General features: G+C 61.9%; 18 protein-coding genes and 1 other RNA gene. 10 read left to right on the top strand and 9 right to left on the bottom strand.

The genetic code is table 11. The annotated features are described in order from the left end of the window. Positions 1-3 precede the first annotated feature (3 nt). Positions 4-3,012: an S-layer homology domain-containing protein gene (locus tag B5G43_RS09900; protein ID WP_087260783.1), complete on the bottom strand. Its 3,009-nt coding sequence runs from the start codon at positions 3,010-3,012 to the stop codon at positions 4-6. Positions 3,013-3,647: 635 nt separating this feature from the next. Between B5G43_RS09900 and B5G43_RS09895 the strand changes: the two genes are divergently transcribed. Then, a complete protein-coding gene (locus tag B5G43_RS09895) occupies positions 3,648-6,785 on the top strand; it encodes an S-layer homology domain-containing protein (RefSeq protein WP_158097403.1) in 3,138 nt (1,045 codons plus the stop codon). A gap of 75 nt (positions 6,786-6,860) precedes the next feature. On the opposite strand, the gene B5G43_RS09890 is transcribed toward B5G43_RS09895, so the two are convergent. The 6 genes from B5G43_RS09890 to B5G43_RS09865 all read right to left on the bottom strand — a co-directional run bounded on the left by B5G43_RS09890 (position 6,861) and on the right by B5G43_RS09865 (position 13,201). Then, complete coding sequence (locus B5G43_RS09890; protein WP_087260779.1) at positions 6,861-7,835, bottom strand: hypothetical protein; 975 nt, start codon at positions 7,833-7,835, stop codon at positions 6,861-6,863. A 75-nt stretch (positions 7,836-7,910) separates the two neighbouring features. Further along, positions 7,911-8,720 (bottom strand): hypothetical protein, encoded by an 810-nt coding sequence (locus B5G43_RS09885; protein WP_087260777.1) that lies wholly within the window; start codon positions 8,718-8,720, stop codon positions 7,911-7,913. Positions 8,721-8,732: 12 nt separating this feature from the next. Then, a complete protein-coding gene (locus B5G43_RS09880; protein ID WP_087260775.1) occupies positions 8,733-10,097 on the bottom strand; it encodes a hypothetical protein in 1,365 nt (454 codons plus the stop codon). Further along, positions 10,084-11,871, bottom strand: coding sequence for an ATP-binding protein (locus B5G43_RS09875; RefSeq protein ID WP_343214420.1), 1,788 nt, complete (start codon positions 11,869-11,871; stop codon positions 10,084-10,086). The genes B5G43_RS09880 and B5G43_RS09875 overlap by 14 nt, the downstream gene beginning before the upstream one ends. 33 nt (positions 11,872-11,904) lie before the next feature. Then, a complete protein-coding gene (locus B5G43_RS09870) occupies positions 11,905-12,612 on the bottom strand; it encodes a response regulator (RefSeq protein ID WP_087260772.1) in 708 nt (235 codons plus the stop codon). A gap of 52 nt (positions 12,613-12,664) precedes the next feature. After that, a complete protein-coding gene (locus tag B5G43_RS09865; RefSeq protein ID WP_087260770.1) occupies positions 12,665-13,201 on the bottom strand; it encodes an NUDIX hydrolase in 537 nt (178 codons plus the stop codon). Positions 13,202-13,369: 168 nt separating this feature from the next. On the opposite strand from B5G43_RS09865, the gene smpB reads away from it, so the two are divergent. From smpB to B5G43_RS09840, 5 genes are all read left to right on the top strand, one after another. Continuing rightward, complete coding sequence (gene smpB, locus B5G43_RS09860; RefSeq protein ID WP_087260767.1) at positions 13,370-13,840, top strand: SsrA-binding protein SmpB; 471 nt, start codon at positions 13,370-13,372, stop codon at positions 13,838-13,840. Positions 13,841-13,860: 20 nt separating this feature from the next. Further along, entirely contained in the window at positions 13,861-14,385 is a 525-nt protein-coding gene (locus tag B5G43_RS09855) for a peptidylprolyl isomerase (protein ID WP_087260765.1), read from the top strand. 49 nt (positions 14,386-14,434) lie between these two features. After that, positions 14,435-14,782: a transfer-messenger RNA gene (gene ssrA / locus B5G43_RS09850) on the top strand. An 86-nt stretch (positions 14,783-14,868) separates the two neighbouring features. Continuing rightward, the gene (locus B5G43_RS09845) at positions 14,869-15,525 is read left to right on the top strand and encodes an NUDIX hydrolase (protein ID WP_087260763.1); all 657 of its coding nucleotides are present in this window, start codon (positions 14,869-14,871) and stop codon (positions 15,523-15,525) included. A 312-nt stretch (positions 15,526-15,837) separates the two neighbouring features. Further along, positions 15,838-18,753, top strand: coding sequence for an S-layer homology domain-containing protein (locus B5G43_RS09840; RefSeq protein ID WP_087260761.1), 2,916 nt, complete (start codon positions 15,838-15,840; stop codon positions 18,751-18,753). A gap of 60 nt (positions 18,754-18,813) precedes the next feature. Here B5G43_RS09840 and B5G43_RS09835 read toward each other — a convergent pair whose 3' ends face one another. Both B5G43_RS09835 and B5G43_RS09830 read right to left on the bottom strand, forming a co-directional pair. After that, positions 18,814-19,794 carry a hypothetical protein gene (locus B5G43_RS09835; protein WP_087260759.1) on the bottom strand — a complete coding sequence of 327 codons (981 nt, stop codon included), beginning with the start codon at positions 19,792-19,794 and terminating at the stop codon, positions 18,814-18,816. A gap of 116 nt (positions 19,795-19,910) precedes the next feature. Continuing rightward, positions 19,911-22,277: a SpoIIE family protein phosphatase gene (locus B5G43_RS09830; protein ID WP_087260757.1), complete on the bottom strand. Its 2,367-nt coding sequence runs from the start codon at positions 22,275-22,277 to the stop codon at positions 19,911-19,913. A 174-nt stretch (positions 22,278-22,451) separates the two neighbouring features. Here B5G43_RS09830 and B5G43_RS09825 point away from each other — a divergent pair, with 174 nt between their 5' ends. The 4 genes from B5G43_RS09825 to B5G43_RS09810 all read left to right on the top strand — a co-directional run bounded on the left by B5G43_RS09825 (position 22,452) and on the right by B5G43_RS09810 (position 26,205). After that, complete coding sequence (locus B5G43_RS09825) at positions 22,452-23,279, top strand: RNA polymerase sigma factor (RefSeq protein WP_087260755.1); 828 nt, start codon at positions 22,452-22,454, stop codon at positions 23,277-23,279. 115 nt (positions 23,280-23,394) lie between these two features. Continuing rightward, positions 23,395-24,366 carry a tRNA dihydrouridine synthase DusB gene (dusB, locus tag B5G43_RS09820; protein WP_087260753.1) on the top strand — a complete coding sequence of 324 codons (972 nt, stop codon included), beginning with the start codon at positions 23,395-23,397 and terminating at the stop codon, positions 24,364-24,366. 36 nt (positions 24,367-24,402) lie between these two features. Next, positions 24,403-25,002, top strand: coding sequence for a sigma-70 family RNA polymerase sigma factor (locus tag B5G43_RS09815; RefSeq protein ID WP_087260751.1), 600 nt, complete (start codon positions 24,403-24,405; stop codon positions 25,000-25,002). Between the two features lie 42 nt (positions 25,003-25,044). Beyond that, positions 25,045-26,205 carry an anti-sigma factor gene (locus B5G43_RS09810; protein ID WP_087260749.1) on the top strand — a complete coding sequence of 387 codons (1,161 nt, stop codon included), beginning with the start codon at positions 25,045-25,047 and terminating at the stop codon, positions 26,203-26,205. The last annotated feature ends 180 nt before the right edge of the window (positions 26,206-26,385 follow it).

The raw sequence follows: 26,385 nt of genomic DNA, 5'->3' as shown, positions 1-26,385 counted from the left end.
TAATTACTTCTGAGTAAAGGTGGGGTTGGTAGCAGCCTGAGGCATGGTGAAGCTGTAAACGGCGGCGGAAGTACCGTCCTCAGCGGCGGTCACTTCTTTCAGGGTTACATTAGTAGCATCCAGCTCAGACTGGCTAGCAGCGTTGCTCTCGCTCTTCACATAAAGAGTAGTATTACCAACAATCTTAGTGCCAGTAGCGACCTCATTCTTGCAGGCGGAGTCGCTGTAAACCTTGGCGTTGGTGTTCTCATAGGTCAGAGCATAAGTGCTGGTCACATTGACAGCGCCAGCGGGCATCACGAAGGTAGCAGTATTGGTGCTGCTAGTGTCGGTGCGGGTAGCGCCGGTCACGGTGATATCGCCAGCAGCGGCAACGTTGGGCACGTTCACAACGACAGTCTGGCCGACCTTGTAGTCTCCGACCTTGGTGCCGTTGAGGTACACGCCGTACTCGGACACGTCGTTGGCGGTGACAAAGATGGTGTCGAGGACCACCTTGCTGTCAGAGGTCTTGGTGCTGATGACCACGCTCTGGTTCTTGGCCAGCTCAGTGGTGAACACATTGTCAGTGTCCTCAACATTGTAGACCTTGGCGTCGCCCACGGTGTAGAAGCTCTCCTTGCCGTTGTAGGTCACGCCGATGACGTTGCCGCTCAGAGTGGAGATGTAGCCCACGACGGACTCGTCCTTCACCAGAGCGCCATCCACGTCAGCGGTGGTGGGAGTCAGAGTGGTCACACCCTTGGAGTTGGTCTCGTACTTGTACACGCCAGAAACCGTGATGTTGGTACCAGTGGCAGTCTGGAAGGAAGTCACGGTGCCGTCATTCAGCACGGCGGTGTAGTACTCATAGTTGACGCCGTCCACAGGCTTCACGGTAGCGCCCTTCACCACATAGGCATAGCTGCTGGTGGAGGTGCCGGGGTCAGCCTCGATGTACACAGCCTTGGCCACCTTGGTGGAGGTGCCGGTGTAGGCCACGTCCTTCACCTTGGCAGCGACAATAGCGGTGCTGGACAGGTTGCCGGTGCCGGTGATGACGCTGGTGTCATCGTTGTTCTTGAAGAAGAACACAGTGCTGCTGTTGACGACGACGTTGCTGCCGCCCACAGTCATGCTGGCCATGTTCTTCACCACGTTGGTGGTGGTGGTGGTGTTGGCAGGAGCGTTGGTGTAGTTCAGCACATAGCCATCATCGCTCTTGGTGTAGGTCACGACGGTGCCGACGAACTCGCTGCGCTTAGTACCACCGGTCTTCACAAAGTTGTTAGCAAAGTTGGCAACGGTATCGGCATTGGCGCTGTCAGCCTTCTTGTAGTTGGCCTGAGTGGCCTCCATGTCGATGGCGCCGGTCACCTTGGTGCCGTCAGCCAGCAGCAGCTTGACCTGGCCGGTGGGATCGGAGGTGATGGTCTGATAATCCAGGCCAGCATCCAGAACCACGGCGTAATCCTTGTTCTCGCTCTCCTCGGTGAGCTTGAAGGCGATCAGGTTGTTGTCGTTGTCCAGATACAGGTCGTAGGTGTTCTCAAACTTCAGATCGGAGTCATTGTCAAAGGTACCGTCAAAGGTGGTCAGATCGCCGGCGTTGTTGGTCAGGCCGGAGATCTTGTAGGTCACGCCGCCCAGAGTGGCGCTCTTGCCGACCTTGTAGGACTCCAGGGAAGCGGTGACAGCAGTCAGCTTCTCCACATGAGCGTTGCCGTTGGCAACATAGTACAGGACGTAGTCGTTCAGGGCGATGTCCTCCAGGCCCATCACGTCATCGAAGCTGTACTCGGTGGCGTCGCCGGAGAACTTGACATACTCCTTGGTGGAGTTGTAGGTGGAGACCTTAGCCAGAGTCTTGTTGACAGCCAGCTTGATGTCGACCTTGCCGTCGCCGGTGTTGTCGATGAAGGTCAGCTCCACACCGCGGGCGTTGCTGTTCACAGTGCCCTCAGCGTAGTTGACATAGCCCTTGCCGCCGTCGGTCAGGTCGTTGTCCTTCAGGAACTTGCTCCAAGTGGGATCGGTGGTGCCGTCCAGCTTGGCATAGGTGGTCACCACGGTGTTGTTAGCGGTGGCAATGGGGGTGCCCAGCACAGCGTCAGAAGCGGGGTTGGGGTTCAGCTGGGAGGCGGGCTTCACATAGATCACGACTTCCTGGCCGATGAGGGAGGTGTCGATATCCACGTTGAAGGACTCCACGCCAGTGTAGCTGCCGTTGCCGTACTTGACTTCCTTCACCACGTTGATGGCGGACTTGCCATCCTTCTGGACAGCAGAGCCGGCCAGAGCGACCTCGTCATTGGCCATGACGATACCGGTGACCTTCACAACGCCGAAGCGGTTCTCCAGCATGCTGCCCTGATCATAGGCATACAGGGTGCCGGAGTAGTCGCCCTGCAGGTTGCGGTACTCGACCTCCTGAGCCTGCACGCCATTGTAGATCAGCTGGGCGACGTCGTCACGGCTGATGGTGGCGGAGGGGTTCAGGGTCTCCAGACCGTTGTACAGGTCGATCTTGGTGGCCAGGGTGTTGGTGGCCAGCTCCCAGTTGGCGCCGCCGATGCCCTCGAACTCGGGCTTGTAGCCCAGAGCGCACAGGACCATCTTAGCAGCAGCGGAACCGGTCAGGGTGTCGTCGGGCTTGAAGTTGCCGTTGCCCACACCGGCGATGATGCCGAGGTTGGCACAGTAGGCGATGTAGGTCTCAGCCCAGTGACCCTGGGTGTCCTTGAAGTTGGACTTGATGTTGGAGCCCAGAACGGGGTCCTTGCCGCCGCCCAGCATACGGGCGATCAGGGTGCAGGCCTCAGCACGGGTGAGGCTGCCGGCGGGATCATAGGAGCCATCGTCCTTACCGGAGATGACGCCCAGGGAGACCATGGTAGCCACGGCCTCAGAGTTCTTGATTTCATCCTTGTCGGTGAAATCTTCGTAGCTCGCAGCAGAAGCGCCGACGACCATCAGGCCAAGAACCATGACAGCAGCCAGAGCCATGCTGAGAGCACGCTTGAGGTTTCTCATTTGGATTTCCTCCTTGTTCGATTTTTGAGGTCTTTCAGTTCATTTTCCCGTTGTTCTTTCGATAAATGTTGCGAAATCGACGGGTACAACGCCCCTCACACGATTAAATAAGTGAAAGAAAGTGCGCCTAAGACATAAAAACAAGCATAATTAGGCATAAAAAGTTTCACTGGTAGACATTTGGTAGACAATCCAATCTGTCTAGAGTGGTATAAAACGGCAAATCCTTGCGGTGCAAGGGATTCCGGCCATAAAACGGTTGACATATGGTTGACAGATTTTCCTACCTTAATATATAGAGCAGGAAAGGGGGCAAATGGCCCCCAGAAGCCGCTGGAAACGGAGGAAATCGATTGTTTTGAAAAAAGTGAAAAAGCGTGGAACCTTTCCGAGGGACCGCCGTCTAAGTTTATGAAGCGGCCGGGGGGAGGCCCCCCGGGGCGGCTGTGTAACAAAGCGACTGTAATCTTACAGGTTTGTTACAGTTGGGCCAAACCGGTTGACGAATCGCTCCGGATGCTTTAAACTAATTCCAGAGGCAAGGGGAGTTGTACCGTCGATTTTGCATTTTTCTTGCAAAATAAACGGAAAAACCCGCCGAAAAGTCTCGAAAAATGAACAAGGAGGAAATCCAAATGAGAAACCTCAAGCGTGCTCTCAGCATGGCTCTGGCTGCCGTCATGGTTCTTGGCCTGATGGTCGTCGGCGCTTCCGCTGCGGGCTACGACAGTTTCACTGACAAGGACGAGATCGTCCACAAGGAAGCTGTCTCCATGATCACCGAGCTGGGCGTCCTGGCCGGTCTGCCTGACGGCAGCTTCGGCGCCACCCAGAACATCGACCGCGCTTCTTTCGCCCGCCTGGTGTGCGTGGTCCTGAACGGCGGCCAGGAGCCCGTGCTGGGCAACCTGACCACCAGCTTCAAGGACACCCAGGGCAACTGGGCTGAGAAGTACATCGCCTTCTGCGTGGACCGCGGCATCATCGCCGGCCGCGGCAACAACACCTTTGGCCCCTCTGACAACGTGACCGGCTCCGAGGCTGCCAAGATGCTGCTGGTGGCTCTGGGCTACAACGCTGCTTACGAGGGCATCGGCGGCTCCACCTGGGAGATCACCACCAACTCCCTGGCCAACATGGCCGGCCTGTACAAGGGCCTGGAGACCATCAACCCCTCCCAGCCCCTGACCCGTGACAACGCCGCTCAGATGATCTACAACGTTCTGAACGCGCAGACCGTCACCTACTCCTTCACCTACAATGCCAACGGCACCACCACCGCCGTGCAGAACAAGACCGGCAAGACCATGCTCGAGGACAAGTTCAACGCCATCAAGGTCGAGGGCGTCGTGGTTGCCAACGAGTATGCCAACCTGGAGTCCACCGCCGATAAGGGTGCCGCTCTGGACGCCGGCAAGACCCGCATCGACGTGACCAACTACGGCACCAACGAGGACCAGAAGGTCTTCAACGACGGCACCTTCGCTGTCTCCACCGGCGCCGACGTGCTGGGCAAGTCCGTTGTTCTGTATGTGAAGAACGACTCCTCCAACACCTCCAAGGCCACCGTTCTGGGCAATGCCATCATCAGCGACAGCAACGTGGTCGTGGCCAAGGCCAACAACCACAAGCTGGCTAAGATCGCCGACGACAGCGATCTGAAGATCGCTTCCAGCACTCCTGTGCTGACCAACTACACCAATGCGGTGGAGTATGGCAAGTACAGCGAGACCGCTACCCGCGGCGTTGAGAAGACCCTGATCGACAACAACGACGACGGCACTGTGGATTACATCTTCATGACCACCTACTACTTCGGCCAGGTCTCCAAGTATTCCACCAAGGACGACGGCTCCATCACCGTGAACGTCAACAAGGCTTGGAACAAGGACAACCTGATTGCTGACGACAAGGACGATGTGGTGGGCTTTGAGGATGTGGCCGCCAACGACTATGTCCTGGCTGCCTGGATCGGCGGCAAGCTGCACGTCGAGAAGGCTGAGGCTGTTACCGGCACCCTGCAGTCCTACAAGACTTCCGACAGCAAGAACAGCCAGCTGACCGTGGACGGCACCACCTATGATGTGTCCGAGGTTGCCGGCTATGTGGGCGGCGACAACGACATCACCGTTCCCAGCACCTATGCTGACATCAAGAACGCTCTGGACACCGAGGCTACCTTCTACCTGGATAAGAACGGCATGATCGTGGCCATGGGCAATGTCTCCGAGAACGCCTCCAACTATGCCTATGTCTGGGCTTACGAGCCGAGCAACGGCATCGACAACGGTCGCGTGAAGGTGACCCTGTCCGATGGCACCACCAAGACCTATGATGTGGCCTCCAAGAGCGATCTGAGCAAGGCTATCACCGACAGCCTGAAGGGCGAGGACTCCACTCAGGTCCAGCGCATCTACGCCTACTCCATCAACAGCGACGGCCAGATCAAGCTGACCGACCCCACCGCTACCGTTGACAAGAACAACAAGGTGGACTTCAACAAGGGCAAGACCACTCTGACCGGTCTGGATCAGGTGGCCAATGCCAGCGCCAACGATGCCAGCCGCAAGACCGGCGTCTATGCCGCCAGCAACACCTCCTTCTTCTATGTCTCCCTGACCAAGGAGAATAAGATCGACAGCGTGAGCGTGTACACTGGCTACCAGAGCGCTCCCAGCGTCACCAAGGCTACCACCGAGGCCGCCTTTAACAGCGGCAACAAGATGGTCGCCGTTGCCTTTGAGGCCGCTTCCCTGGCCACCAGCAGCGTTGCCGATCACCTGTATGTGACCAGCATCGTCTCCATCGGCAGCAAGACCACCACTGTGAAGGCCGTTCTGGCTGGCACCGACACCGAGACCGAGATCAAGGTGGACGGCACCTGGAGCGACAAGGGCCTGTTCCTGTACTCCGTGGACAGCGACGGTGTGTACACTCTGAGCAGCGCTTCCGGTAAGGTCGACACCACTGCTGTGAAGAACATCTCCGGCTCCACTGTGGTCACCAACACCAAGGAGTATAAGCTGTTCGACAAGACCGTTTGGGTCGAGCTGGACAAGGACGGCGGCTTCGAGACCGCTACCCTGAACAAGCTGCCCAGCGACTCCGACAAGGGCCTGGTCACTACCATCCTGGCCAACAGCGACGATCAGATCCTGGTGATCGTCACCAAGGCTGAGAACACCGTGAAGCCTCCCGTTGTCACTGAGGGCATCACCGTGAACGTCAATGGCTCCAACAAGATCACCGTGTCCTGGACCGGCACCAACAAGCCTTCCAACACCGCGATTGTGCAGGCTATCCGCGTGAAGCTGGCTGAGGTCAACGGCATCAGCGACTACACCAAGGTCACCGGTAAGACCGCTGACAGCGTGAAGTACACCTTCACTGTGGACGTGAACGGCATGGAGACCACTTATCCTGAGTTCAACATGTCCAGCGACGTGTCTCAGGAGAAGGCCACCACTACCGCTCCCACTGTGACTGTTGCTCAGTCTGCTGAAAAGGGCGCTACTGTTACTAAAGTGATTGGCGCTGGCGAGACTGGTAGCATCACTGGTTATGTTGATAGCACCTCTGACTGTGTGGATATCACCGTTTCTGATGCTCCCTCCAATGTGACCTATAAGACCGAGATCACTGGTGCTACTAAGACTAATGGTAATACCTATGATCTGACTGGTGCTGGAACTAATCTGGTGATTACCGTGACTGCTTCCCGTACTGGTTATGATAGCGTGGTCTACACCTACACTTATACTGTTGCTGCCTAATCGCAAAAACCAAAAATAGTGTAGTATAGTTAGAATACTGGGACCCGGATAAATCATCCGGGTCCCAGTATTATTTTATATAACAATTATACCGTAATTATACAGTTCCATTTCGCTCTCATCCTCACCCAGATTGCCGCTCAGCACCACTTGCCAGTCTCCGGCGGCAAGCGGCTGGTCCAGCCGGAATGCCTGCTCGGTACAGGTCGCGCCGGTGTACAGCTCCACCGTCTCGCGGCTTTCCTCTGGGGTCAGTGCGACAGACTTGCCGCCGTTTTTCAGAGACAGGCTCACCGTGCCGCCCCTGTGCCGGACCCAGGCCGCGGCCCCCCGGCTCTCCGGCAGGGCAGCGGGTTTTGCAGTCATAGTCCCGACGGATGCCCCGCCGGCACGCACCCGAAGTGTGCCGCCCAGACCATTGGAATCCGGAGTACGTCTCAACATAACACTCCCGCTGTTCACACTCAAGGTTACTACACAGCGGTCTCCTGTGCGTATATCCACCGGGGAAAAGGGAATGGTCCGCTCCGTATTCGTCTCCGGCGGGGGCGGAGCCACTGCAAAATCGCCGGAAGCCGCACTCTTCCCATTCACAGTTACCTCGTAGGTGCCGGTGACCTGCTGGGAGACCTCATAATAGCTATAAATCCAGCAGGAGAAGCCAGTGATGGTGCCGCACCCCGTCATCACCAATGTGCTGGTGCTCTCCGACTCGGCCATATTGCCTCCAATTCCCAGGTTGATGTCCCCCTGTCCCTCCCTTTCCATCCAAAGCGTCCCATCGCTCTGCAAAAATCCGCTTTTGGATGCGATTCCTGTGTCATCCAAAAAGCCGTCAAAGGCCAGCGCCTTCTTGTACCCGGTATATTTGCCATCGTAATCGTTCTGGAGCATCAGGTTGTAGACGTTGTAGGCGCTCGTTTCCGCACTTCGGTCCAGCTGTCCCAGGGCGGCGTCGATGGTGGAAAGGTCCTGATTGAAATCCTCCCGCAGGAACGGGTCGGTGGGCTCCCACTGGTGCAGCCCATAATTTTGCGTAAAGTCTGCCATAAAAAACATCCCTCCTGACGCCGGAGCGCCGGGAGGGAGGAAGGGGACGGAGCCGTCCCCGGTCGGTCATGTTCGTTACAGCAGGCTGCCGTCCAGGGCACTGAGCAGATAGGTCCCGGTGTCGGTGGTGACATACCAGGCGGGCGTGAGGGTAAAGGGCCGGGTGCCGGAGAGGTGGTAGCCCGGCACCAGAGACTGGATCTGGCTGAACATGCGCCCGCTCTCGTTGCGCTGGCTGAGGAAACGGACCAGAAGGGTGGCTACCGTGACCGTCTCCTCCTGCCGGCTCACGCCGTCACTGGCGGGGAGAAGCACGCCCTCCACGTGGCGCAGGGCTCCGTTTTCATAGGTGAGGACGATCTGCGTGTTGAACACCGGCGTGTCCGACCAGCGCTGGCGGTAGGTGAGCTGGGTCCCGCCCTCGGCAGTGGAGCTGTCCAGGTATTCCGCCTGGATGCCGGCTCGCTGGAGCAGGTCGGCGGCGTGCTCTTCCGGCGCGGCGTTCTTCAGCGGCTGGGCCTCCGCGGTAAAATCCACCGCAAAGCGGCCGGTGGAAAAGGCCTCCATCTCACCCAGCGGGCTGGTATAGACTGCCCGGACGCCGCTGGACTGCTGTACCGTCTCCTCGCCCAGGAGGGCCTGGGCCAGGGTATCGGTGGCGGCTTCATCCTCCTCCAGCACCTGGGTGGGCAGCGAGGTGTCCGCCGGGAGCTGATCCGGGTCCACCGTGATGCCGTTGCGCTTCAGCAGCGCCACCGCCTCGGCCCGGGCCTCCTGGCGGAACTGGTGGGCCTGCAGCTCCTGAGAGACCACCATGATCAGCAGAAAGAGATTCAGACCCAGCAGGATCAGCAGGATGATGTTTTTGATCTTGGACCACTCCATGGGCCACTCCCCTTAAAAGCCGCCCCACTGGGCCGACATGGCGTTCATACTGTCCTCGTAGAAGAGGAGCAGCTCCAGCTGCTCCCGGGGCCGGAGACTCTCCAGAGCCGCGGCGGCCAGGCGCTCGCTGAGCACACGGGAGACGTGCTCGGTGGCCTGATAGCACCGGGGGCGGATGGTGTAAGCGGTGATCTGTCCCTTCTCCACGGTGAACTCCATGGCGGGGCGGCCGTCCTCAAAGAGGACCTGCGCGCCGTCCAGCGTGTAGTCCAGGGTGATCTCCCAGCCGTCCTCCGTCTCGGTGACACCGGAGAGGATGATCCGGCCGTCGCTCTCGCTGCTGCCGCACCAGGCCGCCACCGCGTCCTGCGCCAGACGATAGGCGGTCGTAATGGCGGCGCTGCGGGCGGAAATGCCCTCCCCGGAGGTGGGGTAGCGCATTTCCGGGCGGCTTTCCGAGGCCTCATAGTGCATGGTGCCGTCGCTGGCGATGCGCAGCTCGTCGTCCTCCCGGATGACCCACTCCCCGGGCACCTGGTAGTCGCTGCCGCGGAAGCCCATGGCGTTCTCCAGCGCGGCGCGGTCGTCGGGCGAGCTGAGATCCAGCGGGCGCACCGCCTGGTAGATGGTGCTCTCCGGCGCGTCGGGCAGCAGGAGCACCTCGGGCGACAGGCGGTCATAGGCCACGTCGTCCATCTCAAAGGCGTAGCGGGCACCGTTGTCGGTGTAGCTCTGGAGGGCGTCGGCCAGATAGCCCTTCCAGGTGACCGTGGTGGTGCAGCGGTAATAGGCCCCCTCCGCCGTCTGATAGCAGAGATCCGCCGTGGTGCTGCTCCCATCCCACACCAGGGCCAGGCGGCGGGCACTCTCGGTGAGGCCGTCCGCCCCCAGGTAGTCCAGGGGCACCGCCCCCAGCAGATCCAGACAGACCCCGGGGGAGCACAGCGCCTCCTGCCACTGGGCGGCGGTGAGTTCTTCCGGACCGGAGGCGCTGGCCAGACCTTCGGTGAAATAGCTGCTCAGGGCGGCAGTGATGGGCTGGAGGGTCTCCTCATCGTACTGCACGCCGTAGCGGATGGGCGTGCCGTTGTCCCCCACGCCGTGGCAGACCGCCAGACGGACCGCCGGGATGGCCTCACCGGCCGCGCCGGGGGAGACGTCTCCGGGGACCTCCTCCGGCTCGGAGCGGAAGAACCCGGCCACCTGGCCGAACAGGGTCCCCTCACTGGCCAGCCCGGTGTAGAGCTGGCTGCGGGCGGCCAGATAGACCGCCGAGAGGATGAGGCACACGATGAGGATGTCCTTGCCCAGCTCCAGCAGGCGGCGGCCCCGGCTGCGCTTGGGCAGGGTGACCGCCCGCAGTTTACGCCGGTCCATGGACAGGTCCCTCCACCAAAAGCTCGATGCGCACCGTCAGGCCCGGTCCGCTCCGGTCCACCAGACGGATGACGCCGCCGTGCTGGTCGATGATCTCCTTGGCGATGGACAGGCCCAGGCCGGTGCCGCCGGACTCCCGGGAGCGGGCCTTGTCCACCCGGTAAAAGCGCTCGAAAATGCGGGGGCGGTCCTCAGCGGGGATGCCGATGCCGTTGTCCGAGACCTCCATCCACACCCGCTCGCCGCTGCGCCCGGCGCGGATGTCGATGCGCCCGCCGTCGGGGGTGTATTTGATGGAGTTGGACACCACGTTCATCATCACCTGCACGATCCGCTCCCGGTCCGCCACGATCTGGGGCAGGTTTTCTTCCATGTCCAGCGTGACGGTGTGGCCGTGGCGCTGGGCCTCCATGCGCACGGCGTTGTAGACCTCGGACACGCTCTGGCCGAAGGGGAAGCGCTTCAGATTCAGCTGGCTGTGTCCCGAGTCGAAGCGGGACAGGGTCAGCAGGTCCTGAACGATGTGGGTCATCCGGTCGCTCTCGCTGAGGATGACCTCCAGGAAATTCTTCTCCATCTGGGGCGGGATGGTGCCCGCGCTGTCCACCAGAGTCTCGGCGTAGGACCGGATGTTGGTGAGGGGGGTGCGCAGCTCGTGAGAGACGTTGGCCACGAACTCCCGGCGCAGCTCCTCGGTCTTGCGCTGCTCGGTGACGTCGTGGATCACCACCAGCGCGCCGCCCTGCCCCTCCCGGGAGAAGGAGGCCAGCAGCAGCTCCAGGCTCCGCCCGCCCACATTGCGGTCCCCCTCCAGATAGTCGGGCTGCTCCAGGTCCAGCACCTTGGACAGCGGCGCCACGTCTCCGAAGAGGGAGCCGTAGTCCGGGCCGTCCTCCTCACCCACGGGGATGGAGCGGCCCAGCATCCGCTCGGCGGCGGGGTTGGCGTGGATGACCGCGCCGGTGGTGGAGAAGGCCACCACGCCGTCGGTCATGTGGAGGAAGAGGGTGTCCAGCTTGCTGCGCTCGTTCTCTACCTCGGCCAGGGTCTCCTGCAGCTGCCGGGCCATGGCATTGAAGGTGCCGGTGAGGATGCCGATCTCATCCCGGGAGGCCACCTGTATTTTGTGGGAGAAATCGCCCTCGGCCACCCGCTCGGCGCCCTCGGTGAGGCGCTCGATGGGGATGATCATGGTTTTGGACAGGAGGAAGGAGAGCAGAATGGAGATCACCAGGCCGAAGAACAGGGCCTTGACGATGAGGTCGATGATGGCGCTGTTCAGGGCGGAGGCGGTCTGCCGATTATCCCGGATATAGATGACATAGTCCTCGCCGCCCCGCTGGATGGGGAAGGCCACATCCATGTAGGAGGCGGAGGCGTCGCTCTGGAAGCCCTCCTTGCCGTTGAGGGCGGCCAAGAGGTTGTTGGAGTAGTTGGTGCCCGGGTCGTTCTGGGGGCCGGAGCTGGCCAGGCACTGGCCGGTCTGGCCCTCCAGGACGTAGTAGTTGCGGTTGCGCCCGTCCACGCCCAGGACGCCGTTGTAGGAGTCCAGGATCTGGGCGATCATCTGGGCGCCGCTCTCCTCTCCGTCGGTGGAGCTCTGGAGATCCCGGAGGAAGGCCTCGTCGGTGATGACCTCCTCCATGCGCTCATAAAAATCCCGCAGGTAGAAGCCCACCACGGAATTGATGAGGAAGGCGCCCACCACCGTCATCAGTGACACGATGAGCAGTGTCATGATGAGCACCAGTTTCATATGCAGGCTGCGAAACACGCGCGCGCCTCCTCTCGTACCGGCTGATGTGGTTTACTCCCCGTGGAAGAGGTAGCCCTGGCCCCGGCGGGTCAGGATGAACTGGGGAGAGGCGGGGTCGTCCTCCACCTTCTCCCGCAGGCGGCGGATGGCCACATCCACCGCCCGCACGTCGCCCACATAGCCCTCATAGTTCCACACATGCTCCATGAGGGCTTCCCGGGAAAAGACCTTCCCGGGCTGGGAGGCCAGGAACTTCACCAGTTCATACTCCCGCTGGGTGAGGTCTAGGGGCGCGCCGTCCTTAAAGACCACCATCTGGTCGCTGTCGATGGCGATGCGCCCGGCGGCGGCTGGGGCGGCCTTGGCCGGGGCGGGGGCCGCGGCGGTGAGCATCTCGGTGCGGCGGATGTTGGCCTTTACCCGGGCCAGCAGCTCCCGCATGGAAAAGGGCTTGGTGATGTAGTCATCGGCCCCCAGCTCCAGCCCCAGGACCTTGTCGGTCTCCTCCTCGCGGGCAGTGAGCATGATGATGGGGGCGCTGCGGTTCTGGGCCCGGATGGCCTTGCACACGTCAAAGCCGTTCATCTTGGGGAGCATCAGGTCCAGAAGAATGAGGTCCGGGTTCTGTTCCAGGGCCAGCTGGAGGCCGGTCTGTCCGTCAAAGGCCTCCAGCGTCTCATACCCCTCCCGGACCAGGTTGAAGCTGAGAATATCCACGATGTTCTTTTCGTCTTCCACAATCAGAACACGCTTGCTCATGGCACAACTCCTTACTCTGCGCGCCGCGCGGCGGCGCTGGGGTGTGGGGATCTTACAGACCCAGCAGGGTCTTGACCTTCAGGGTGGTGGCAATGGTCTTGCCGTCGGCGATCTCGCCGGACATGACCTCGTCCACCAGCTGCTGGAAGGGGATGCGCTCCCCCTCCAGGAACTCGTCCTCGTCGGGGTGGGAGGCGCCCTGCTTCAGGCCGCGGGCCAGGTACATGTGCAGCACCTCGCTGGAGAAGCCGGGGGAGGTGTACATGGCCCCCAGGTAGGTCAGCTCCTCCGCCTCGGCGCCCACCTCTTCGCTGAGCTCCCGCAGGGCGCAGACCCGGTGGTCCTCACCGCGCTCCAGCTTGCCGGCGGGGAGCTCGGTCACCACCTTCTGGAAGGGATAGCGGAACTGCCGCACCACGGTGACGGTATTGTCGTCAAAGAGAGGGAGGATACAAACCCCGCCGGGGTGCTCCACCACCTCCCGGGAGGCGATGCGCCCGTTGGGCAGCTCGGCCTTGTCCAGACGCACGGTGACGATGCGGCCCTGGAATTTGATCTCACTCTCGACGGTCTTTTCAAAGAGCTCCATACAGCATGACTCCTTTTTTCACCGGAGGACCGGTATTTGTCCATAGATACCCCTAGTGTATCACAAATTCCCCGCCGCCGCTACCCTGTTCCCGACGGCGGAGTCTAAACTCTTGACAGGCATGATATAATAAAATACCAAGGCAGATTTACGGAAGGAGGAGACGCGGTGGACCGCAAGGGCACCAAGCTGATCGCAAAAAACAGCAAGGCCTTTCACGACTATTTCATCGAGGACCGCTATGAGGCGGGCATCGCGCTGGCGGGCACGGAAGTGAAATCCATCCGCCAGGGAAATGTCAACCTGAAGGACTCCTTCTGTATCATCAAGGACGGCCAGATGCAGGTCCTGGGGATGCACATCAGCCCCTATGAAAAGGGCAACATCTTCAACAAGGACCCCCTCCGGCCCCGGCAGCTGCTGATGCACAAGCGGGAGATCCTCCGCCTCTTCGCCAAGGTGAAGCAGGACGGCTACTCTCTGATCCCCCTCTCGGTGTACTTCAAGGACTCCCGGGTGAAGCTGGAGATCGGCCTTGCCAAGGGCAAGAAACTCTATGACAAGCGGGATGCGGTTGCGGCCAAGGACGCCAAGCGCGAGATGGACCGCACCATGAAAACCCGCCGGAATTACGGATAAGCGAAAGGACGTGTGTTCCCATGGCTCAGAATCCCATTGTGACCTTTGAGATGGAAAACGGGGGCAAGATGGTGGCCGAGCTCTACCCGGAGATCGCCCCCAACTCGGTGAACAACTTCATCAGCCTGGTGCAGAAGGGCTTTTATAACGGCCTGATCTTCCACCGGGTCATCCCCGGCTTCATGATCCAGGGCGGCTGTCCCAACGGCAACGGCATGGGCGGCCCCGGCTACTCCATCAAGGGCGAGTTCGCCCGCAACGGTTTTAAGCAGAACACCCTGAAGCATGACCGGGGCGTGCTGTCCATGGCCCGCGCCATGCACCCCAACTCCGCCGGCAGCCAGTTCTTCATCATGGTGGAGAAGGCTCCCCACCTGGACGGCGACTACGCCGCCTTCGGTAAGGTGATCGAGGGCATGGAGGTGGCCGACGCCATCGTCAATGCCAAGCGGGACTACATGGATAAGCCTCTGGAGGACCAGCGGATCAAGTCCGTCACCGTGGAGACCTTCGGTGTGGACTACCCCGCGCCTGAGAAGTGCTAAAGCAAAGAATCGTTACCTGTCGCGGCGCGGCAGAGCCGCGCCGCTCTACGGGGGCGTACTGGTTTCGACGGGGACGTAGAGGCCGGAATAGCGGGCGGATGCGCCTAACATCCTTAAAATGGGCAACTTATAAATTAAAGAACAACGATAACGTCGTTCTCGCCGCTGCTTAATTAGCGGCCGTCCCGCCCGGAAGGACCACGAGCCGGGATGGGGCGTCGTTTAGTGGTGCCCGTGCGTGCGCAAAGCTTTGAGCGCACCATGAATCATGAAGCTACCAATCCCCTGAGTGTGACGGCTCACGCTGGGGTGCGGGAATGCAAATAACCGTCTGCGCCCGGAGAAGTTCTTGTTGAAGCGTTTTCGGACGGGGGTTCGACTCCCCCCGCCTCCACCAGAAAATAACCACACCGCAAGGTGTGGTTATTTTTATAAGGGAATGATTCCAGGAACAACGATACGGCTCCAAAGGAGGAATACGCTATGGACCCCATTACCCAATATCTGCACCTGGCCGCCCAGCGCCCGGAGCTGTTTTCCCCCTCGGAACAGATCCCGCTGTGTCTGGAAGAAGAAACGCTGCGCGCCTTTGCCGCCGCCACCGGGAAAGCCGTCGGCGTGGTTTACGATAATTCCCCCTATTATCTGGTACTGGCGGACCTGTGCGTGGGGGCAGGGGAACGGCTCTACACCTATGCCCGGGTGATCTATCCCCACAGCGACAGCAACGGCGTCGTGGTCATCCCGCGCTGTGGGGAGCGGTTCGGACTGCTGTCCATCTTCCGCCACCCGCCCCGCGCGGAGAGCGGCGGGGAATTCCCCCGGGGGTTTGCCGAGGACCTGACGCCCGCGGAAAATGCCGCAAAAGAGCTGCGGGAGGAGATCGGCGCCCATGTGGACCCTGGCACTCTGGTCTATCTGGGGGACATCCAGTCCGATACCGGCCTGAGTGCCGGACGGGTGCAGGTCTTTCTGGCACAGGTGGACGGGGACGCCGCCGTGCCCGCGGACAACGGGGAAGGTATCCACGGCCTGCGCTGGGTAACCGAGGCGGAATTGCAGGCCCAGATCGCCGATGGCACCATCACGGACGGGCTGACCCTGGCAGCATATGCCCAGTATCTCTGCCGGAGAGGATGACTTGCATCCTCGTCCTGCCCGCATTACCCGTCGGGTATGTCTACCAAATGTCAACCGAAAAAAGGCCCGGAGTTGTTGCGCTGCAATGGCTCCGGGCTTTTTTGCGTTCTGGTGAGGCAGATATGTCTACCAAATGTCTACCAATCGAATATTTTCGCGCCGAAACTGGGTTATTTCCTCGTAATTATTCTACTTTGAGAACTTTACAAAGCGTGCAAGGGGCGTTGTACCGTCGATTTCGCAATAAATGTCGAAAGAAAGACGGGAAAATGAACTGAAAGACCTCAAAAATCGAACAAGGAGGAAATCCAAATGAGAAACCTCAAGCGGGCTCTCAGCCTGGCTCTGGCTTCCATCATGGTTCTTGGCCTGATGGTCGTCGGCGCTTCCGCTGCGAGCTTCAATGATTTCACCGACAAGGATGAGATCAAGAACTCTGAGGCCGTGAACACCATGGTCTCCCTGGGCGTCATCTCCGGTAAGTCCGATGGCTCCTATGATCCCACCGGCAGCCTCACCCGTGCTGAGGCCTGCACCCTGATCGCCCGTATGCTGGGCGGCGGCAAGGACCCCATCCTGGGCTCCAACATCAAGTCCAACTTCAAGGACACCCAGGGCCACTGGGCTGAGAACTACATTGCCTACTGCGCCAACCTCGGCATCATCGCCGGCGTGGGCGACGGCAACTTCAAGCCCGATGACACCCTGACCGGTTCCGCTGCTGCCAAGATGGTCCTGTGCGCTCTGGGTTACAAGCCCGAGTTCGAGGGCATCGGCGGCGCCAACTGGGAGCTGGCCACCAACACCCTGGCCACCAAGATCCACCTGTATGACGGCCTGGAGACCCTGAACCCCTCCGCCACCATCAGCCGTGACGACGTGGCTCAGCTGATCTACAACGGCGTGCAGGCTCAGGAGGTCGAGTACCGCAACCTGCAGGGCGACTACTCCGGCACCCTGTATGCCACTGAGAACGGCACCATGCTGGCCAACCGCTTCGGCGTTGTGAAGGTCGAGGGTGTTGTGGCCGCCAACGAGGTGTTCGGCATCAGCTACGGCGATAAGAACTACACTGCTACTCAGACTGGCAAGACCCAGCTGACCAACACCAACACCTATGGCACCAATGGTCAGTACAACTATGACGGCGTGTACCCCATCTCCATGTCCAACGACCTGGTGGGTCAGCGCGTGGTCATCTACGTGAAGTTCCAGAACGCTCTGTCCCCCAACGCCAGCAGCTCCACCGTCCTGGGCTCTCCCATCGTGTCTGACAAGACCACCGTTGTGGAGACCTACTCCAAGATGGTTAAGACTGACGACGTGAAGGACGCTCTGAAGGGTACCGGCATCTCCATGCCTTCCGGCAATGTCACCACCTACACCTACACTGAGAGCACCTCCGACGCTAAGGGCACCTCCAACGGCACCACCCAGAGCGCTGGCGTGCACACCCGCTTCATCGACAACAACGGCGACGGCACCGTGGACCTGATCATCCGCGACACCGCCGGCCTGTCCAAGGTCTCCGTCTACAACGAGAAGGACGAGAAGCTGACCCTGTCTGGCATCGGCTCCGTGGACTTCGAGGATGTTGTGGGCTACAAGGACGTGGTGAAGGGCGACTATGTCCTGGTCACCAAGTACGACAGCACCTATGTTGTCTCCAAGGTCAACACTGTTGAGGGCAAGGTCACCGCTTACAACAGCGGCAGCACTCCCTCCGTCACCATCGACGGCACCAAGTACGCTGTGGGCGCTGGTGCCAACAAGACCACTGATCTGACCACTCCCAACACCCAGAAGCTGAACGAGATGGTCAACAACACCTACCGCCTGTACCTGGATGCCGCTGGCAACATGCTGGCTTATGACACCATCGACGAGGCCATTGGCAACTACGCCGTGGTTCTGGCTTCCGGCGCTACCACTACTGGCGCTCTGAAGGATCTGTCCGGCCAGGTCAAGCTGCTGCTGGCTGACGGCACCAAGGCTACCTACAACGTGAACCTGCTGGCCTCCGCCAAGAAGTGGGGCGTGTCTAGCGATGCTGACACCGACGCCAAGAAGGAAGCCTGGATGGCTGAGACCCTGGATGGCGCTTCCGCCAACAACGACGCCACCTTTACTCCTGGCTCCGGCGACGGCATTGTGAACACCATCGTGTCCTACACTGTGAACGATGACGGCACCGTCACCATCGGCCTGCCCAACAAGGTCAACAGCAACTACAACACCACCACCAGCACCGTGACCGCTGGCAACCTGAACCGCAACACCAGCACCTACACCTTCGGCAATGTCAAGGTCGTGGCGGACGATAGCACCATCTTCTTCCTGCAGAACAAGGACGGTTCTTACGCCATCGTGACCGGCCTGTCCAACCTGTCCACCAGCGACAAGGCCTTTAAGGCTGCCAACAGCTCCGCTGTGTACTATGTGGACGGCGCTGCCAACGTGGCCAAGGCCATGTACCTGGAGCTGAACAACGCCACCTACTCCTCCGCTGCCAAGTACCTGTACATCACCGGCAACTACTCCTACTCCGTGGAGAACAGCAAGGATACTTACACCTACCCCGTGGTCTTTGAGGACGGCACCACCGGCACCGTGAAGAGCACCGTGAGCACCTATGCTAAGAACACTGCCTACGAGTACACCACTGACAGCAACGGCTATGTGGAGTGCACCAGCAACAACGTGGTCAGCGACAAGGTCGTCACCTATGTGAGCACCAGCTCCGTGGCTTACGGCGATATCACCAACGATGCCGCCAACACCGGCAGCAAGGCTCTGGCCAACGGCGTGGCTGTGTGGAACGTGGAGGACAGCAAGTCCGTCTACGACACCAACATGGCTGTCAATGACAAGGTCGAGCTGGTCCTGGACGAGAACGGCGCTGTGAAGCTGGCCTTCGTGGAGGGCACTCAGACCGCCATGACCGCCCCCATCAAGTTTACCTTCAACAAGGAAGCTACTTGGGCTGACGCCAACAACAACGATACTCTGACTGTCACCTTCACCAAGGGTGCCAATCAGACCGTCAAGTTCTCCACCAAGGCTGGCGACGCTGCCGCCACCGAGGCTGCTGAGCTGACTTCCGGCGGCACTGTTTTCACTGCTGCTACCGGCGACAGCGCTAAGGCTGTGAAGGTCACCATCACCGTGAGCGAGGATGGCATGACCAGCCGTGTCTACGAGTATAACTTCACCGTCACTGTGGTGTAATCGTTATTCTCTGTGACCTCAAAGACCCCCGGGCTTTTGCCCGGGGGTCTTTTTCTACCCTTATAACAGCACCACGCCGTAATCATAGAGCTTGGCGGCATTCTCTTCCTCCGAAAGGACAAGTTCCAGCCGGACGGCCAGTATCTCCGCCGTGGGCACATCGTCCAGAAGAAAGGTGCTTTCGCTGCACGCCTGACCCTGGAGGTTTTCCGTTTCCGTGGTCCCGGCGGGGGACATGGGGAATTCCTTATCCCCATCCAGGATGGTAACACCCACGGTGCCCCCGCTGTGCCGCACCCAAGCCAGGATGCGGTCCCGGGTGGGCAGAGCGGCATCCTGGCTGACCAGAGAGGCCTCGGTGCCACCAGCGGGGATGAAGCGGAGTACACCGCAAAGGGTACTGCTGCTGCGCGCAAGTTCAACGATGTTATTGGAGCAGTAGAGATGGACAACCAGCTCAGTCCCGGCACTCACCTCAATGGGAACGGGTAGGGACATGGTCTGTTCACCTCCATACGACGTACACTTCAAAGGAAGCGTGTCATCAAATACTATGGTGCCATCCAGTTCTACCCGGCAGTCCACATTGGCGGTAAAAGAACCAACATGGCTATCCAGTGCGTTGGTTTTGACAGTCCAGCCGGTAAATCTGCCGCCGCCCATGAGAACCTGTGAAGGAAATGGAATGTCAAAGTTGATGGAGCCATAGTTGTCGGTATAGGGGAAGGTAACATCATTCTGTCCACTCCGGTTAAGGTGGACTGCCTGATCTGTGAAAACCAGGCACTCCGACTTCTCTGCAATGCCGCTCTCATCCACAAAACCGTCGAATAAGAGCGCCTTCTTATACCCGGTGTATTTGCTCTCATAGTAGTTCTGGAGCATCAGGTTGTAGACGTTGTAGGCGTTGGCCTCTGCGCTGCGCTCCGCCCGGCCCAGGGCAGCATCGATGGTGGAAAGGTCCTGATTGAAATCCTCCCGCAGGAACGGGTCGGTGGGCTCCCACTGGTGGAGCCCGTAGTTTGCCGTAAAGTCTGCCATAAAAACATCCCTCCTGACGCCGGAGCGCCGGGAGGGAAGAAGGGGACGGTTCCGTCCCCAAAAATCTGTCATTGTCAGGCCGCCGCCGCTCCGCTAGACTGAGCGTGTTGGCGGCCTTATGCATTCGCTTCCTCTCTCCGCTCCAGGCGGAGGAGCACTGCGGTGCGGTCGTCGGGCCCTACGCCCCGCCGGACGCTCTCGTCCAGCAACACCCGGGTGAGCTCCTTGGGGCTGCCCGCCTCAAAGGAACGCAGCTTCTCTCTTAACCAGGTGTCCCTGTCGCCTCCGGCCACGCCGTCGGAGACCATGAGCACACAGTCCCCCGGCTCCAGCCGGAAGCGGCTCACGTCGGGGGCTGCGCCCTCCCCAGGGGTGAGCCCCGCCGGGAGGGAGGCGCCGGTGAAGCGGCTGACGGTGGTGCCTTTTTTCACATAGGTGGGAGCCGCGCCGTACTTGTACACCGCCGCGCCACCGGTGAAGAGATCCAGGTGCAATAGGTCGATGGTGGTGAAGCCCCCCGACGCCTCCCCACGCAGCGCCAGCGCGGCGCTGAGGGTGTGCAGGGCCTCGCCGGGCTCCACCCCCGCCCGGAGGAATTCTTCCAGCAGGCGCACCGCCTCGCTGCTCTCCCGGTGGGCGGCGGGGCCGGAGCCCATGCCGTCGCACAGGAGCACGAAGAGACTGCCGTCCTCCCGCTTGAACCAGGTGCCGGTATCCCCGGACACCGTCTCGCCGTCCTTTTTCCGGGCCGCCACCCCGGCCAGAGCCTGATAGGGCTCCCGCTGTACCAGCACCAGCCGGTCCCGGCGGGGCGGGAGCTCCTCCACCATACGGAGGGAGGTCCCCAGCAGATTGGAGAGCTTTTCCGCCGTGTCCGCCCGGCGCAGGGGCTGTAAGCCCGGGCCCTGGATCTCCAGGCGCAGGTGCCCGGCCTGGTCGTAGAACACGGCGGGCTCGGCCTCCACCCCCAGGGCGGTGAAGTGCTGGCGCAGCCGCCGCTCCCGCACCGGGTCGGGGGAGAGCTCGGCGGAGAGCTCCGCCGCCGCCGCGCCCAGCACCGTGGCCAGCTCCCCGTACTGCCGGCACACCGCCGAGCGGCTCTCCATCAGGCGGGCCTTGTACTGCCGGCGGCAGTAGAGGGCCGCCAGCTCCTCGTTCACCGCCGAGAGGAACTGGGGGAATTTCATGCACCGGTTGGAGAAATGGGCCGGAAAATCCTCCCCCTCGCCCCGGCCCCGCTCCAGCATGGGGGCTAGGGCGTCGTTGAGGGCGTTGTAAGTGGTCACATAGTCCCGCTGCCAGCAGGCCAGCTGGAGAGAGCAGTTTTTGCACACTCGGCTGGCCGCCCGGTCGAAGATGGCCGCCGTGTCGTTGTCGTTGGGGGCGGGGCCGGAGAACTGGGTGCGCAGGGTGTCGTGGAGGGTGCGGAAGGCCTGGGCTGTCCCCTCCAGGCGCTGCCGGGCGTAGTCCCGGGCCTTGCTCTGGGTGTCCTGCCGGGTCTGGCGCACCAGGAGGGAGCGGACCTGCCGCACCGCCCGCTCCGGGGTGAGGAGAAAGAGCACCGAGGCGATGAATACCTCATAGAGGAGGGAGATCTGCGCCCCCATGTTCCACGTCCACAGCACCGCCACGGCGTTGGCCAGCACGTAGGCCAGGGCGGTCACAAATCGCCCCTGCCGGTGGAAGATGCCCGCCATCACGCCGGACAGGGCGTAGGCCATGGCGTAGAAGGGGAGCCCGCCGGAGGCCAGGTCCATCCCGATGCCCACGGCCACTCCCACCGTGGCCCCCGGGCCGATGCCCCCCGCCCCGGCGCAGAGCATCACCGCCAGGGCCGCCGCTGTCCGCCCCAGGGACAGGTCCCCCAGCACTGTGATGCGGGAGAGGGTCAGCAGGGAAGTGCCCGCCAGGATGAGGAGGGACACGGTCTGCCGCAGGGTGAGGGGCTCGTCCTCCCGGTTGTCGGTCCAGGGGGAGAAGGCCAGGCGGTAGAAGTAGGCTGACGCCCCGGCAAAGAGCACCTCCGTGGCGAAAAAGATGACGCTCTCTGGGGTCCAGCCCCCATCGGAGAGGTAGACGAAGCCGGTGATGCCGTCCATCAGGGCGGCGGCGGTGGGCATGAACCACACCTGCCGGTAGGGCCGGATGTCGTAGAAGGCAAAGGCCACCGAGAAGATGAGGATGGCGGCGGCGGCGTACCGCAGCCCATCGGCAAAGCCCTGGAAGGTGAGATAGCCGAAGCAGCCTCCCACCAGGGCGGCAAAGCCGTCCAGCCCCGACCCCGAGGCCGCCACCAGCCCCAGGCCGAAGGGGGCATAGCCGCCAAAGATCTCCGCCCCCGAGAGCACCGCCCCCAGCAGAAAGCGCATGGTACACTCCGCCCCCCGCACCAGCGCCGGGGCCCGCAGCACCAGCCGTCCCGTCTCCTGCATCTCTTCCCGCATTCGCGCCGCCCGGGCGCGCAGCGTATCTTTGGTAGCCATAAGTGGTTCCTCCCTTCCTTCGCAGGGAGCATTATATCCTAATTTCTGGAAAAAGCGGGTCGGAAAGGGAGCGTCAGAAACGCCGTTTCCCGGCGGTTTTTGAAACCGGACGGCCCTATGCCGTGTTCTGAGTGGTGAAAGCGGCTTTCACGTTCACGAAAAGGAGGGGATCCTTTGGAAGAAGGGACCATGCTCCGCCGCCTGAGGCAGGGCGACGGGGCGGCGCTGGAGGCGCTCATGGACCGGTATCTGCCCTATGTCTCGGCGGTGGTGTGGAACATCACCGGCCACGCTCTGCCACGGGAGGACGGGGAGGAGGTGGCCGCCGACGTGTTCGTGGCGGCCTGGGACCACGCCGCCGACTTGCGCCCCGGCAAGGTGAAGGCCTGGCTGGGGGCGGTGGCCCGGAACAAGGCCCGTAACCGCCTGCGGACTGCCGGGCTGGACCTGCCCCTGGAGGAGGCCCTGGAAGTGGCCGCCCCCGGCGGCCCCGCCGAGGAAGTGGAGCGGGACGAGATCTCGAAGCCTCTCACCATCCACGTCCTCTGGGTGCAGTCGCCGGACAAGGAGTATACCCCCGTCTTTACCGGGGAATTTACCTTTGACATCGGCCTGTATTTTGAGAGCCAGGTGGTGGAGGTGGACACCCTGGGGGCCACCTTCACCAACAGTACCTACGGCTTCACCAACCGTCTGGAGGAACTGACCCTCTCGCCCCTGAGCCTGTCCTGCCTCTGGTCCACCACGCTGGAGGAAAACAGCGTCATCGGGGCCGCGCTGGGGGACCTCCGGATCGTCCTGAAGGACGGCACGGTGTTCTGGCCCAAGGAGACCATCGTCCGGAACCCGGGCAAGCGGGACTCCCGCTTTGACGAGAGCTCGGTCAAAGACACCTTTGTCCACACCTATGACACCTGTGAGGTGTTTGACGCCCCCCTGGACCTGAGCCAGGTGGACTGCATCCAGTACGGCGAGACGAAACTCACCCTTCCCCAGTCCTGAAACAGGCGGGGCGGAGGACCAAAAACGGCCCTCCGCCCCGCTTTTTCGGCTTGTCCCCCCGGGAACGGTATGGTATGATATAGGGTACGAAATCGGAGATAAGCGAGGAATCACTTTGAATATCGGCAGCGTTACCATTCCCTCCCGCATCGTGCTGGCCCCCATGGCAGGGGTCACCGATCTGGGCTTCCGCACGGTCTGCCGGGAGCTGAGCGGCTGCTACACCATCACCGAGATGGTGAGCGCCAAGGCTCTCTGCTACCAGGATAAAAAATCCATCCCTCTCCTGAAGCTGGGGGAGGACGAGCACCCCGCCGCCGCCCAGATCTTCGGCAGCGACCCGGCCTGCATGGAGCAGGCCGCCGGCATCGCCGCCGAGGTCTCCGGCGCGGAGGTCATCGACATCAACATGGGCTGTCCCGTGCCCAAGGTGGCCCAGAGCGGGGACGGCTCCGGCCTCATGCGCACCCCCGAGCTGGCCGCCAAGGTGGTGGAGGCGGTGGTCCGGGGGGCGGGCGGACGGCCCGTCACCGTGAAATTCCGCCTGGGCTGGGATAAGGGCTCCATCAACTGCGTGGAGTTTGCCCAGATGATGGAGCAGGCGGGGGCCTCCGCCGTGGCGGTCCACGGCCGCACCCGCACCCAGATGTACGCCGGACAGGCCAACTGGGACTACATCCGCGCCGTGAAAGAGGCGGTGTCGGTGCCGGTCATCGCCAACGGGGACGTCTTTTCCCCCGAGGCGGCGGTGCGCATCCTGCGCTACACCGGCGCGGACATGGCCATGGTGGGCCGGGGTGTGTTTGGAAACCCCTGGCTCTTGCAGCAGTGCGCCGCCGCCCTGGCCGGGGAGGAGATCCCGCCCATTCCGCCCCTGGCCCAGCGGTGCGACACCGCCGTGCGGCAGTTTGAGATCAATGCCGCCCACAAGGGCGAGAAGATCGCCTGTCTGGAGGCCCGGCGGCACTACGCCTGGTATTTAAAGGGCGTTCCCTACGCAGGCTACTATAAGCAGCTCATCTCCTCCATCTCCACCATGGAGGACATCTACCGCATCACCGCGGGCATCAAGCGGGACCTGAAATAAGCCCCATTCCGGGAATAAAGAGAGGACGGTGAAGGCATGACAACCGAATCGGAGCTGGTCCGGCGGGCCCAGAAGGGGGACGAGGAGGCCTTCGCCGCCCTGGTGGAGCAGAATCAGAGCCGCATCTACAACCTGGCCCTGCGCATGACCGGCAACCCCGACGACGCGGCGGAGCTGGCCCAGGAGGCCTTTCTCAACGCCTGGCGGGGTTTGAGCAAATTCCAGGGCGGCAGCTCCTTCGCCACCTGGCTCTACCGCCTGACCTCCAACGCCTGCATCGACTTCCTCCGCCGGGAGAAACGGCGGGGCGGGGGCATGTCCATGACGGTCTCCCTGGACGATGACGACGAGGAGCGGCAGGTGGAGCTGCCCGACCTGCGCTACTCCCCCGAGGCGGAGGCCCAGCGCAGCGAGGTGCGCCAGGCCCTGCGGGACGGCCTGAAATCCCTCTCGGAGGAGCACCGGAAGGTGCTGGTCCTGCGGGAGCTGGACGGCCTCTCCTACGCCGAGATCGGCGCCCTCCTGGGTCTGGAGGAGGGAACGGTCAAGTCCCGCATCGCCCGGGCCCGGCTGGCCCTGCGAAAATATCTCGTGGCCAACGGGAACTTTTCGCCCGGCGATGCGTCTACAAGCTAGGGTAAGAAATACCCACATTCCAAACGAAAGGAGGGCCTGCCCATGATTTCCTGCGATCAGGCTCTGGAGCTCATCAGCGAGAGCCTGGACGGCCCGCTGTCCCCCGAGGACCGGGCGGCGCTGGACGAACATCTGGCCGGCTGTGCCGACTGCCGGGCCCTTCTGGCTGATTTTCAAGAGATGGAGAGAACCCTGCCCACCCTGAACGCCCCCGTGCCCCCGGACTTCACCCAGTCCGTGATGGACCGGGTGCGGGAGGAGAAGGTGGTGGACCTGTCCGCCGTCCGCGCCGCCCGCCGCCCCTGGAAGCAGTGGGCCGCCACCGCCGCCGTGTTCGCGGTGGTCCTGCTGGGGGTCGGCACCCTGGGCCTGGACCAGCTGGCCGTGCGCTTCGGCAGCGGCACCAGCACCGCCGCCGCCCCCGAGAACAGCGCCGCCCTATCCGGCGGCGCGGGCAACGCGGACGCCGCGCTGCCCGAGTCGGATGCGGCGACCGGCGCGGCTGAGCCCGCCGCCACCCAGCCGCCGGAAAAATCCGCGCCCACCAGCGGCGACACCGCCGTCTCCGACGGTGATACGCCGGTCTCCAATGACAGCGGGAACCAGGGCGGCAGCACCGCCCCGTCTGCCGGGGCGAGCGGTACCGCTCCCTCCTCCGGCGGCGGCAGCAATGCCTTTGCGGGCAGCGGCGCGCCTGCCGGCGACAGTGAGAGCGACCCCAATACGGCGGTCCAGTCCACCCAGCCTCCGCGTTCCACGCCCCAGCAGTCCCGGGACAACCCCAACACGCTGGACACGGCTCCGGCGGGAATACCCTATCAGACCGCGAACGAGACGCCCGATACCCTCACTGCGGATGAGGCCTATCAGCGGGTCTTTGAGGAGCTGGGCGAGACCTACCCGGACGCCGACCCGGAGAGCGGTGTGCTGGCCACAGAGGAGGACAGTGCGCTGGTCCTGGAGGACACCGGCCTCTCGGACAACAAGGCGTACTACACCTTCCGGCTGGACCGGACCTTTTCCGACAGCACCCTCACCGAGACGGTCAACTTCTACGCCCTGTCTCTGGACGGCAGCGAGCTGCTGACCTGCCGGGATGAGAGCCTGCTGAAGGGCCTCGCGCCGGGGGATGCCGGATGGGAGGAGGCCAAGGCCGCCTACGATCAGGCCCAGCAGGACTATTTCGACACTATTCACAACTAAATCCGCCAGGAGAACGGGACCTGTGGACATGATCCACAGGTCCTTTTTTCCGTTCAAGGCGTTGCCGCGGCTGGCATTGGACTCTTTTTCTAAAATATCAGTTGCCAGGGCCGCTTGTTTGAGCTATAATGACTAATGTCAGTCGTGCTTACCTTCCGGGCGCATTGCTGGCCCGATCTC

It is taken from the genome of Flavonifractor sp. An92 (genome assembly GCF_002159175.1).
Lineage (GTDB): Bacteria > Bacillota > Clostridia > Oscillospirales > Oscillospiraceae > Pseudoflavonifractor_A.
This window is presented reverse-complemented; position numbering and strand designations above follow the sequence as displayed.